Origin of the sequence: Microbacter sp. GSS18, from assembly GCA_029319145.1 — a bacterium.
Classification (GTDB): domain Bacteria; phylum Actinomycetota; class Actinomycetes; order Actinomycetales; family Microbacteriaceae; genus Microbacterium.
This window is the reverse complement of record CP119753.1, coordinates 2,793,591-2,805,470: the sequence shown is the minus strand read 5'-3', so window position 1 is coordinate 2,805,470 and position 11,880 is coordinate 2,793,591. Positions and strand designations below refer to the sequence as shown.

Genomic DNA, 11,880 nt, shown 5'->3' with positions numbered 1-11,880 from the left:
CACGCAGTGTTCCGCACCGCGGAAGCATCCGTTGGTGATCGATCGCGGCCCCGACGATCGTGTAGCGCACACGGACGGACCGATCCCCGGAGCGGCCCGACCGTCAGGTCGAAGAGGACATCGACGGCGATGATCCCGGACGCGTGAGTCCACGGCCTCGCGCACACGGAGGGATCGGCGGGCATGAAGGCACTCGTCCTCTACATCGGCCGGCTTCTGCTGTCGAGCTTCCTGCTGTTCCTCGCGGTCATCACCGTCCTCTTCTTCCTGCTCGAGATCGCCCCCGGCGACCCGGTGCAGACGCTCGTGGGCGACGTCCCGCTGTCGCCGGAGTTCCGCGAGCAGATCGTCGCGGCGTACGGCCTCGACCAGCCGGCGTGGGTGAGGTACTTCTCGTACCTCGGCAACGTCCTGACCGGGAACCTCGGCTACTCCTTCGGGACGAACAACGAGCCGGTCCTGGATCTGATCCTCAGCCGCGCGGGCAACACGCTGGCGCTCGCGATCCCGGCCTTCGTGCTGTCGACGATCGGCGGCATCGTGCTCGGCTCGATCGCCGCGCGCACGCGCCGCCGGTGGCTCGACGGCGGCATCTCCGCCGCATCCGTCGCCTTCTTCTCGGTGCCCAACTTCTGGCTCGGGATGATGCTCATCATGGTGTTCTCGCTGTGGCTGGGATGGCTCCCCACCCAGGGCAAGAGCCCGTACGGACAGCCCGGCATCGAGTGGCAGTACCTCGTGCTCCCCGTCATCACGATGGCGACGAGCGAACTCGCGTTCAAGGCGCGCATCATGCGCTCGTCGATGATCGAATCGCTCGGACAGGACTTCATCGACACCGCACGATCGAAGGGCCTGTCGTCGCAGCGGATCCTGTGGCGACACGCGATGCCCAACGCGCTGCTGCCGATGGTCACGGTCGCCGGCTACAGCCTCGGCTTCATCTTCGCCGGGTCGGCGCTCATCGAGAGCGTCTTCGGCTGGCCCGGCATGGGGCTGCTCTTCATCGACGCCATCCACCGCCAGAACAACATGGTCGTGCTCGGCGTGGTCATCGTCATGACGGTCACGATCATCGTCGTCAACCTCCTGACCGATGTGGTCTACGGCATGGTCGACCCCCGCCTGCGCGCCCGATTCTCGCGTCGGCCCGAACCCGCGATGACCAGCACGGAGGCCAGCGCATGAGCACGCAGAGCAGCATCGAGACGCCGGTCGATCAGGCACCCGAGCCGGCCCCCGCGACCGAGCCGATCCGCACCGAGCGCACGAAGGGCACGCGGGCGTCGGCGTGGCGCGCGTTCCTGCGGGCGCCGTCGACGCTCGTCTTCCTGCCTCTGATGGCGATCATCACGCTCGTCTCGGTCATCGGCCCGGCCTTCGTCGGCGACCCGGTGGCAGCGGCGTACCCGGTGCTCCAGCCGCCGAGCGCGGAGTTCCCCATGGGCACCGACTTCCTGGGACGCGACTACCTGGCGCGTGTCGTCAACGGCGGGCAGGTGTCGCTGCTGGTCGGCATCAGCGTCGCGCTGCTGTGCATGACGATCGGCGTCGTGGTCGGCGGGCTCGCGGGCTACTACGGCGGATTCATGGACACCGCGCTGGTCAAGGTCGCGGAGTTCTTCCAGGTGCTGCCCGGTCTCGTGCTCGCCCTCGTGGCGGCGGCGCTCCTCGGCTCCAACGTCTTCGTCATCGTCGCGATCCTCGCCATCACGATGTGGCCGGCCGTGGCGCGCATCGCGCGCGCCGAGGCGATGCGCATCTCGCAGCTCGGCTACGTCGAGTCGGCGAAGGCCGCGGGTTTCCGGGGGCCCCGCATCATCTGGTCGGATGTCATCCCCAACGCGATGCCGCCGGTGCTGGTGGCGACGAGCATGACCGTCGGGCGCGCGATCCTCATCGAGTCGGGGCTGGCGTACCTCGGCGTCGGCGACGCGAACAATCCCAGCTGGGGTGCGCTGCTGAACTCCGCGCAGTCGTACATGCAGGACGGATGGTGGCTGGCCCTGTTCCCCGGCGCCCTCATCTTCCTCACCGTCCTGTCGATCAACATCCTCGGCGACCGCATGAACGACGCCTTCAATCCGACCGTCGGGAGGGTCAAGTGATTCCGTCCGCACAACCGCAGCCGGCGCCGCTGGTCGAGGTGGCGGGACTGCACGTGGTCCTGCCCACCGGCGACCGCGAAGAGGTCACCGCCGTCCGCTCCGTCGATCTCGTCGTCGGCGAGGGCGAGCGCGTCGGGATCGTCGGCGAGTCCGGTTCGGGGAAGTCCGTCACGGGCCGCGCGATCTCGGGCCTTCTCCCCACCTCGCCGCGCGTGCGCGTGGAGGGATCGGTCCGCATCCGCGGTCGCGAGATGCTGGGCGCCCCCCGCGCCGCGTGGGACGAGGTGCGCCGGTCGACGATCAGCATGATCTTCCAGGACCCCCTGACGTTCCTGAACCCGACGATGAAGATCGGCAGGCAGGTGGCCGAGTCGCTGCCGCGCCGTCAGGCGGAGTCGCGACGCGGTGCCGTGCATCGCGCCCTGCGCCTGGCAGACCCTCGAAGACGTCGAGGCGATCGCGGAGCGATTCCCCCACGAGCTCAGCGGCGGCATGCGTCAGCGCGTGCTCATCGCCATCGCCATCGCGAAGCAGCCCGACCTGATCATCGCGGACGAGCCCACGACGGCGCTGGACGCGACCGTCCAGGCGCGCGTGCTCAAGACACTCGGCGATGCGGTGTCGGACCTCGGCACGTCGCTCATCCTCATCTCCCACGACATCGCGGTCGTCGCCGCCATGACCGACCGCATCTGCGTCATGTACGGCGGCGTCGTGGTCGAGACGGGCCCGACCGATCAGGTCCTGCACGACCCGCAGCATCCGTACACGCGCGCGCTGCTGCGGAGCGTCCGCAGTCTCACGGATGCCGAGGTCGATCTGTACTCGATCCCGCCCGCGCTGCGCCGCAGCATCGCCGAGGAGGTGGCTCATGCTTCTTGAGGCCAAGAACGTCTCGAAGGTGTTCCGCGGCCGCCGTGGAGCGGCGCCGGTGCACGCCGTGCGCGAAGCGAGCGTGGTCGCCGAGCCGGGACGCTTCGTCGCGATCGTCGGCGAGAGCGGCAGCGGCAAGAGCACGCTGGCGCGTCTTCTGCTGGGGCTCCTCGATCCGTCCGGCGGCGCGATCGAGTGCGACGGCGTGGATGTGGCATCGATGGGCCGCGCGCAGATGACCGCCTACCGGCGACAGGTGCAGGCGGTCCTGCAGGACCCTGCCGGGTCGCTGAACCCCCGCAAGCGCGTGGAGCAGGCCGTGGGCGAGGTCGTCCGGCTGCACGGCATCGCCCACGGGCGCGAAGCGGTCCGCGCGACGGTGGCCGACGCCCTCGCGCTGGTCGGCATGACCCCCGCCGAGCAGTTCCTCGACCGGTATCCCCACGAGCTCAGCGGCGGGCAGCGCCAGCGTGTGCTCATCGCCCGCGCGATCGTGCTGCGGCCGCGCGTGATCGTCGCCGACGAGGCGGTCTCGGCCCTCGACGCGTCGGTCAAGGCCGGCGTGCTCAAGGTCATGCGGGATCTGCAGACCGAGCTCGGCGTCGGCTACGTCTTCATCACCCACGACCTGCCCGTCGTCGAGAAGGTCGCCGACGACGTCTACGTCATGAAGGACGGCCGCATCGTCGAAGAGGGCACGACGGCCGAGATCTTCCTCGCAGCGCAGCATCCGTACACGCGGACGCTCCTCGCGGCGGCGCCCGTGCTCACGTGAGCCGCGTGCCATCCACAACTGAACACCACCCGAACACGGACTCGCGTCCACCCATGCAGAGAGGCAGAGAACGGTGAACGATCACAGGAGAAGGAAGTACGGGGCGGCCGCGGTCCTCGCGGCGGCGGCGCTCGCGGTGGCGGGATGCTCGGCGTCCGCCGACGAGCAGCCGGCCGAAGAGGTCGTCTACATCCAGGCGATCGCCGACGACCCGATGGGGCTGAACGCGCAGCTGGTCAGCGGCGCGACGCCGTCGATGTTCAGCGCGCAGATCATGGACCCGCTGATCCGGGTCGACGACGCCGGAGAGCTCACTCCCGGTCTGGCGGAGAGCTGGGAGCTCAGCGACGACGGCCTCGAACTCACGCTGCACCTGCGGCAGGGAGTCGTGTGGCACGACGGCGAGCCCTTCACTGCCGAGGACGTGAAGTTCAACTTCGACGAGATCGTCGAGCTGCAGACGTTCGGCTCGCGGCTGGCGTCGGCGATCGACGACACCGAGATCGTCGACGAGCGCACGGTCGTCGTGCATTTCGGCTCGGTCTTCGGCCCGGTGCTCGAGACCGTGGCGCAGCAGTACATGGTGCCGATGCACATCTACGAGGGCACCGACTACGTGACCAACCAGGCCAACATCGAGCCGATCGGCACGGGGCCGATGATGTTCGACTCGTACACGTCGGGCGAGCAGGTCGTCCTGGTGAAGAACCCGGACTACTGGGACGGCACCGTCCAGGTCGACCGCGCCGTGTACCCGATCCTGGCCGACCCGAACAGCCGCGCGGTGGCCCTGTTCGCAGGCGAGATCGACCGCGCCGACATCGACGCCGCGCAGCAGGACCGCGTGAACGAGGACGACGCGCTCCACCTGATGGAGCGCGGGTTCTTCTCGCAGGACGTCGTGGTCATGTTCAACGGCGGCGCGGCGCCGCTCGACACCGTCGATGTCCGCGCGGCCGTCTTCGCGGCGATCGACCGGGATGCCGTCACCGACGTCGCGTTGAAAGGCCTGGGCACCACCGCGCAGGGCTTCTTCCCGCCCGGGCTGGAGTGGGCCGTGAACACCGATGTGAACTTCGACAGCGACTTCCCGCGCGACCTCGACGCGATCGGCGCCGCGCTCGACGACGCGGGCTATCCCGTCGGTGACGACGGGACGCGCTTCACGCTCGACGGGCGCTTCATCTCGGAGCTGTCCGAGGTGGCTGCGAGCGCGGAGCTGATCAAGTCGCAGCTGGCGGAGGTCGGCATCGAGCTGAACCTGATCGGGGAGTCCGGCTCGGTCTTCACCGAGAAGGTGTACACCGAGAGCGACTTCGACCTGGCCTTCCTGCGTTCGACGGTGGGTGCAGACCCGAGCACGGGAATCGTGCGCTGGTACGAGTGCAACCCCGATCGCCGCGCGGCGGCGAACCCGTCGCAGATCTGCGACGACCAGATCCAGGCGGCGGCCGAGGGGGCACTCATGACCACCGACCGAGAGCAGCGCGGCGCACATCTGCGCGACCTGCAGGCCCGCGCGAACGAGCTCATGTTCTACGCTCCGCTCACGTGGTACTACGGTGCCTATCCGACGGTGAACACGACGCGCTGGGAGGGGCTGCTGGACCCGCAGCCGATGACCAACCTGGTGCCATGGACGACCATGACGCTGACCGGGTGAACCCGACACCCGATGGGGTGGACGCGCCGCCGGCGCGCCCACCCCTTGGCATGCCCGCAGTCCTCGAGACGCGCATGTCGACCGGTCTTCCGTCAGGTGGAAGACCGGTCGCACGCGCCGGGGTCCGGGGGCTGTCCTGAGGGGGTGCGCATCGCGGCGCCGCCGGGATCGTCCCCAGGCGCCGCGATCATTCGCGCCGGCGTGAGGAGAGGCCATGTCCACATCATCCGAGGAAGCGACCAAGCTCACCGCGGCGGGGCGCCTGCTCGCCCTCCTCGGCGCCTTCACGCGCAGCGACGGACACCTCACCCTCTCGGAGATCAGCCGGCACGCGGGGCTGTCGTTGTCCACGACGCACCGGCTCGTGCAGGAGCTCCTCGCGTGGGACGGGCTCGAGGTCGACGACACCGGCCGCTACCGCCTCGGCCCCAAGATCCTCGAGCTCGCGTCGAGCTCGACGAACGGATTGCGCTTGCGCGAGCGGGCTCTGCCGCACCTCATCGACATCCACCGCCGCACCAACATGACGGTGAATCTCGCCGTGCGCGACGGGCGCAGCCTGCTCTATCTCGAGGCGTTGCGCCCGCACCCCAACTACACCGGCCAGAACCGCATCGGCGGTCAGCTGCCCCTGCATGTGGCGGCGGCCGGGCTGGTGCTGCTGGCATTCGCACCCGACGAGGTCGTCGACGAATACCTCAGCGCCCCCCTGCGGCGCTACACGCCCTCCACGGTGACGGAGCCTGATCGGTTCCGCGAGATCCTCGAGCGCGTGCGCACGGAGCGCTACGCGGTCACGAGCGGGACCCTGACCGTCACCGCCGGCTCGGTCGCGGCGCCGGTCGTCGGCCCCGACGGCGACGTCGTCGCCGCCGTCGGACTCATCTACTTCCTCGAGCATCACGACCCGGCCGCGTACGTCGACCTCGTGCGGTCCACCGCGGCACGGGCGTCGCGGGCTCTCAGCGACAACCGGCCGATCCGCATGAGCGAGAACGCGCGGGAGTTCCGCCGCCGGCACGCGATGCCGGCCTGATCGAGCGCGCGAGCGCAGTGTTCCGTGGAGCGGAAGGAGCACTCTGCGCTCGCGTCGACCCGCGCCCATAGTGGGGGAGGCGAGCGAAGGCGGAGGGCCCGGACATGTCCCCTACGACGACACGATCCACACCCGGGATCATCGACCCGACGGACATCAGCGTCCGCGGCGGGGCACCGTCGGCTCCGCGCGCGACGCGACCCGAGCAGCTGGCCGGCGCCCGCGTGGGCCTGCTGAGCAACACCAAGCGCAACGCGGACCGGATGCTCGACGCCGTGGGGGAGATCCTGCTCGACGATGGGCGTGCGGCCGCGCTGGTGCGCCGCGTGAAGCACGACTTCGCCATGCCGCTGGCCCCCGATCTGCGGGCGGAGCTCATCCGCGAGTGCGACGTCGTGGTGGTCGGGGTCGGCGACTGCGGGTCGTGCAGCGCGGCGGCGGTGGCGGACGCCATCGCGCTCGAAGGCGCCGGAGTCCCCGCCGCCGTCATCTGCACCGAGCAGTTCTCGTCGACCTCGCGTGCCATGGCGGCGCTGAAGGGCGACCCCGAGCACCCGATCGTGCTCACGCCGCACCCCGTCGCCAACCTCACGGCCGAGGGCATCCTGGACCGGGCGCGGGATCTGTCGGGCCAGGTCGCGGACGTGCTGACCCGCGCGACGCGTGGGGCCATCGGATGAGCTCCGACACCGACGCGACCCTCGACCCGCGGATCGCCGCCGCGGTCGCGGAGTACGTCTTCGACCGTGGGTGGTCCGACGGGCTGCCCGCGCTCGCGGCGACCGAGGAGGCGCGCGCCGACTTCCTGGCGCACACCGACCGCGACCCGGACGAGGTCATCGTGCGCCACGAGCAGCTCGGCCGCACGCTGACCGTCGGCGACGTCGCCACTCACGCCATCATGGCCGGCTGCCGTCCCGAGTTCCTTCCCGTCGTGATCGCGGCGTGGGACGCGCTCGCCCTCGACCGCACCGCCCGTGGCGGCGGGTGGCAGAGCACGAGCGGACCCGCCCCGCTCGTCGTGGTGAACGGGCCGCTGCGGCACGACATCGGCGTCAACTCCGCCGGCGGCGTGCTCGGGCCCGGCTTCCGTCCGAACAGCACGATCCCGCGGGCGATCGGGCTTGCGGTCCGCAACGGGCTCGGCATCCGCCCCCATGAGTTCGAGCAGGCGACGCAGGGCATCCCGGGCCGCTGGTCGATGGGCGTGGGCGAGGACGAGGAGTCGAGCCCGTGGGAGCCGCTGAGCGTCGACGGCGGTCTGGCGCAGGGCGAGAGCGGCGTGAGCGTCATGCTCGTGCGCACGTGCGAGTTCGTCGACAACCGGCACTTCACCGATCCCGTCGAGGTGCTGCGCGACATCGCCGACACGATGCAGCGCACGGGGTCCTGGATCTTCCGGCACGCTTCGGTCGGCGTCGTGATGAACCCCGACCACGCCCGCGTCCTCGCCGAGGCCGGCATGACCAAGCGCGACGTGCGCGCGTGGCTGTTCGCCCATGCGGGCAGGACGGAGGCGGAGCTCGCCGCGGTGGGCAAGGGGCTCAGCCGTCTTCCCGAAGGGCCGTTCCCGGACGATCACTTCCATCCGGTCTTCGCCGATGCCGAGCCCGCGAGCATCCCGATCATCGTCGCGGGCTCGGCCAACGCCGCGATGTCGATGGTGTTCCGCGTGTTCGGGCGCTGGTCGGGGACCTCGATCCGGGTCGGCTGATGCGCCGCCGACGGGGCCCCGGCACCGACTGCCGGGGCTCCGTCGCGCAGGACCTATGACTCCTCGACCGGGCTGAACGACGAAGGCCGCATGCGCGGCGCGAGGCCGAAGATCTCGACGACCGCGGACACCCCCGCGTTGGGCGCGCCCGCGACGACGATCTGCACGGCGTGGGGAGAGGTGAGCACCCGCACGCGCTCGGGGTCGACGCCTCCGGCCGACGCATCGGGCGTGGCGTCCGGGTGGACCGCCGGCACGCGCCAGTGCGTGTGCGTCGAGACGGCGTCCTTGCCGACGGCCGCGAGTTCGCTGCGGTGCCGCACCGCATGGGCGTAGACGTGCTCGCGCAGGTCGTCCCTGCTCCAGCCCGCGTCGGCGAAGAGGCGGGCATGCTCGGGGCTGACCACCAGCAGGGCGCTGGTGTACTCGTGGATGAGCGCGCCGGTGCGCCGGATGGTGTCGGCGAAGTCCAGGGCGAGCTGCTCGGGCGTCTGGCTGTGGCGCGCCTCGATGTGGATCACCGAGCGGACCACGAACGCGGTCACACAGCTCGTCCCGGCATCCAGTCCGTACTCCGTGTGCAGCGCCGGCCAGGGGCTCGCCTCCTCGTTCTCGGCGATGCAGCCGGCGTACTTCACCGGGGTTCCCTGCGTCGCCTGGTCGAGGGCGTGCGGGCGCAGCCCGAACACGTTGATGCAGGCAAGCCGGACCGCGCGACCGATCGTGGCGTTGGCCCGGTGGCCCGAGCCGAAGACGTTGCCCGCGCTGTTCAGCCCGATCGCCGCGCGGACCGGTCCGTTGACGACGGCGAAGGGGGCGGTTCCTGTGGTGCTCTGCCAGATGCCGCGCGCAGGGCTCGGCTCCTGAGCGATCGCGTCCCACAGCGCCAGCACGACAGGGAAGTACTCCGGGAGACATCCGGCCATGGCGGCGTTGACCGCCGCCAGCCGCACCGTGAGCGTGCGGTTCAGATGGGGGATCGTGAAGAGGGGATCCTGCGGGTGCCGTCCGGTGGTGGCGAGGAACTCGTCGAGGATCGACGCCGTGACCGGCACGACGGGAAGACCGTCGGTCCAGCCGCGACGCTGGTACTCCTCGAGCAGCTCGCGCACGTCCTCGGCATCCAGCACCCGCTCGTCGGCCGGGGTGATCGTCGTCTCGCTCATCGCGCGGCCCCCGTTCCCAGCACGCGGGCGACGTCGTCCACGATCGCGACGGCCCGCTCGCGCAGCGCCGGTCGGTCCAGGCTCGCCACGGGATGAGGGACCGTCAGGAACTCGTAGTCCGGGAATCCCTGCAGCTGCGCCATGGCGCGCCCCGAGACGAGGAACGTGTCGGAGCAGACGCTCACCGCCGGGGTCCCCGCCCGTTCGAACAGGATGCCGTCGGCCACCGTCGCCGCGCTGCACGAGCCGCAGTCGCCGACCGCCGTGACCACGACGTCGCATTCGAGCGCGATCCTGTCGATCAGGTCGGTCTTCGCCGGCGTGCCGAAGTAGTCCTTCGTGTACCGGCGGGTGGCGCCGACGCCGAAGCGGCGCTCGAGGGCGTCGCCGATCTCGTCGAGCAGAGGCGTCGCGTTCGGCTTGGTGTTGTCGAGCAGGCCGACCGTGAGTCGGGCCAGCGTTCCCGGCCGCGGAGCGAGCGTCGGTTCGTCGCGCGCGATCTCGAATCCGGTCGGGTCGATCAGCTCTTCCGTCGTGACGGTCATGGGGGCGCCTCCTGCCTGCGGCCGCGTCGTGTGCCGTCACCCAAGCACGCTCCTTCCCGCGGGTGGCTCATCGCTTCCGCACTGCGAAAGGGAGTGCGGCTCGCGCGCGCTGCGCCGCCCGCCGCGCCGAGACGGATTCCGCGGCGCGGAAAACCGCGTTGAGCGGCCGGGCGTGCGGGACCACAGTGGAGTCGAGGCGTCGTGGACCCGCCCGACGGACGGCTTCGGAGGAGAACCAGGATGCTCGATCGCCGCGTGGCGCTGATCACCGGATGCGGCAAGCCGGACGGCGCGGGGCGCGCGATCGCGGCCCGCCTCGTCGAGGACGGCTTCGCGGTCGTCGTGACCGACCGCGCGCCGCAGGGCGTGCCGAATGCCGGCGAGCAGGCACGTTCCGGTGGCGCCGGCATCGCGGACTACGCGGCCGAGGTCGAGGCATCCGGCGGCACCGCTCTGGCGCTGACCGGCGACATCGGCGACCCCGGCGACGTCGAGCGGATGGTCGGCGAGGCCCTCGCGCGGTTCGGACGCATCGACGTGCTCGTCAACAACGCCGCCGCACCCCAGGGGCCCGACCGCGTCGACATCGCAGACGTGCCGTTCGACGCCTGGAACGAGATCCTCCGGGTGAACCTCACGGGCGTCTTCCTCATGAGCCAGGCGGTGATCGGCCCGATGCGCGAGCAGCGCTACGGGCGCATCGTCAACATCTCGTCGATGGCGGGGATCGACGCCGCTCCGCGCTCGACGGCGTACTCGGCCTCGAAAGCGGGCGTGCTCGGCTTCACGCGGGCGCTCGCGATGGATGTCGCCCGGTGGGGCATCACGGTCAACGCGATCTGCCCGGGCCTGGTGAGCACCAGCCGGTCGATGCTCGGCCGCCGCGATGCGGACCGCGATGAGGCGATGCGCACGATAGGCGGCCGCATCGCGGTCGGCAAGGTGGGGCGCCCTCACGACGTCGCGAACGCGGTCGCCTTCTTCGCCGACGAGCGCACGGATCACATCACGGCGCAGGAGCTCCCGCTCGACGGCGGCGGGCTCAGCGCCTTTCCGCTGGCCGGACCCGACGACGCCGCGGCGCCGGCGCGGTGACGGGCCGAGAAGACGACGACACGAAGGAGTCATCGATGAACGCACAGACCGATTGGCCGATGCCGGTGGAGGATCCGCTCGCCGCAGCGGCCGGGCCGTGGCTCACGGGGAAGGTGGCCGTCGTGGCCGGAGGCGGGCTCAGCGGCCCCGAGGGAGGGATCGGATTCGCCCTCGCGTGGATGTACGCGCGGGACGGCGCGTCGGTGGCGATCCTCGACCGCGACGTGGATGCCGCCGAGCGCACGGTGGCGGGCATCCGCGAGGCCGGCGGCACGGCCGAGGCCTATGTCGTCGACCTCACCGACGACGCCGACGTCGCCCGCACGATCGACGCCGTCGTGGACCGGTTCGGCGCGATCGACGTCGTCGCCGACTCCATCGGCGGTGGCGGCGTCGAGGGCATCTTCGACACCACCGAGGAGGCGTGGGACTTCGCGATGGACCTCAACCTGAAGTCGGCGTGGTTCCTCATGCGTCATGCCGAGAAGCACATGACGCGAGGCGGATCGATCGTCCTCATCTCGTCGGGAGCCGCCGAAGGCCGGGGCCCGGGCCTGCCGTACAGCATCGCCAAGACGGCACTCGAGAAGCTGACCACCGGGGCGTCGGTGTCGCTGGCCGCGCGCGGCATCCGCGTCAACTGCGTTCGGGTGGGGATGATCTGGGGCGCGTTCGCGGCGAAGGGGATGACGCAGGAGCAGCGCGAGTTCCGCCGGCGGAACGTCGCGATGCAGGTCGAGGGCAACAACTGGGACATCGCCTCGGCCGGGTTCTTCCTCTCCACCGATCAGGCACGGTGGGTCAGCGGCCAGGTGATCGCGGTCGACGGCGGCGGCTTCGCGCCCCGCGATGTGGGCGCCGCCGGGTCGCCGTCGGCGAAGAAGAAGGACTGATCGCGGCGCAAA

General features: G+C 70.8%; 12 protein-coding genes. 10 read left to right on the top strand and 2 right to left on the bottom strand.

Annotated features, from left to right (window positions below; translation table 11 throughout):
• Positions 1–183 precede the first annotated feature (183 nt).
• The 8 genes from P0L94_12875 to P0L94_12840 all read left to right on the top strand — a co-directional run bounded on the left by P0L94_12875 (position 184) and on the right by P0L94_12840 (position 8,169).
• Complete coding sequence (locus P0L94_12875) at positions 184–1,188, top strand: ABC transporter permease (GenBank protein ID WES63351.1); 1,005 nt, start codon at positions 184–186, stop codon at positions 1,186–1,188.
• Positions 1,185–2,108, top strand: a complete 924-nt coding sequence (locus tag P0L94_12870) for an ABC transporter permease (protein ID WES63350.1) — start codon at positions 1,185–1,187, stop codon at positions 2,106–2,108. Before P0L94_12875 ends, P0L94_12870 begins: the two co-directional genes overlap by 4 nt.
• A gap of 405 nt (positions 2,109–2,513) precedes the next feature.
• Positions 2,514–2,990, top strand: a complete 477-nt coding sequence (locus P0L94_12865) for an ATP-binding cassette domain-containing protein (protein ID WES63349.1) — start codon at positions 2,514–2,516, stop codon at positions 2,988–2,990.
• On the top strand, positions 2,980–3,756 hold the full coding sequence (locus tag P0L94_12860) for an ABC transporter ATP-binding protein (GenBank protein ID WES63348.1): 777 nt from the start codon (positions 2,980–2,982) through the stop codon (positions 3,754–3,756). The genes P0L94_12865 and P0L94_12860 overlap by 11 nt, the downstream gene beginning before the upstream one ends.
• Positions 3,757–3,829: 73 nt before the next feature.
• A complete protein-coding gene (locus P0L94_12855; protein ID WES63347.1) occupies positions 3,830–5,419 on the top strand; it encodes an ABC transporter substrate-binding protein in 1,590 nt (529 codons plus the stop codon).
• A gap of 214 nt (positions 5,420–5,633) precedes the next feature.
• Positions 5,634–6,455: an IclR family transcriptional regulator gene (locus P0L94_12850; GenBank protein ID WES63346.1), complete on the top strand. Its 822-nt coding sequence runs from the start codon at positions 5,634–5,636 to the stop codon at positions 6,453–6,455.
• A 104-nt stretch (positions 6,456–6,559) separates the two neighbouring features.
• The gene (locus tag P0L94_12845; protein WES63345.1) at positions 6,560–7,135 is read left to right on the top strand and encodes a UGSC family (seleno)protein; all 576 of its coding nucleotides are present in this window, start codon (positions 6,560–6,562) and stop codon (positions 7,133–7,135) included.
• On the top strand, positions 7,132–8,169 hold the full coding sequence (locus tag P0L94_12840; GenBank protein WES63344.1) for a hypothetical protein: 1,038 nt from the start codon (positions 7,132–7,134) through the stop codon (positions 8,167–8,169). The genes P0L94_12845 and P0L94_12840 overlap by 4 nt, the downstream gene beginning before the upstream one ends.
• Before the next feature lie 53 nt (positions 8,170–8,222).
• Here the strand turns inward: P0L94_12840 and P0L94_12835 are convergent, their stop codons facing one another.
• Complete coding sequence (locus P0L94_12835; GenBank protein WES63343.1) at positions 8,223–9,335, bottom strand: hypothetical protein; 1,113 nt, start codon at positions 9,333–9,335, stop codon at positions 8,223–8,225.
• Positions 9,332–9,880 (bottom strand): UGSC family (seleno)protein, encoded by a 549-nt coding sequence (locus P0L94_12830; protein ID WES63342.1) that lies wholly within the window; start codon positions 9,878–9,880, stop codon positions 9,332–9,334. The genes P0L94_12835 and P0L94_12830 overlap by 4 nt, the downstream gene beginning before the upstream one ends.
• A gap of 240 nt (positions 9,881–10,120) precedes the next feature.
• Here P0L94_12830 and P0L94_12825 point away from each other — a divergent pair, with 240 nt between their 5' ends.
• Both P0L94_12825 and P0L94_12820 read left to right on the top strand, forming a co-directional pair.
• A complete protein-coding gene (locus P0L94_12825) occupies positions 10,121–10,975 on the top strand; it encodes an SDR family oxidoreductase (GenBank protein ID WES63341.1) in 855 nt (284 codons plus the stop codon).
• A gap of 35 nt (positions 10,976–11,010) precedes the next feature.
• The gene (locus P0L94_12820) at positions 11,011–11,868 is read left to right on the top strand and encodes an SDR family oxidoreductase (GenBank protein ID WES63340.1); all 858 of its coding nucleotides are present in this window, start codon (positions 11,011–11,013) and stop codon (positions 11,866–11,868) included.
• The last annotated feature ends 12 nt before the right edge of the window (positions 11,869–11,880 follow it).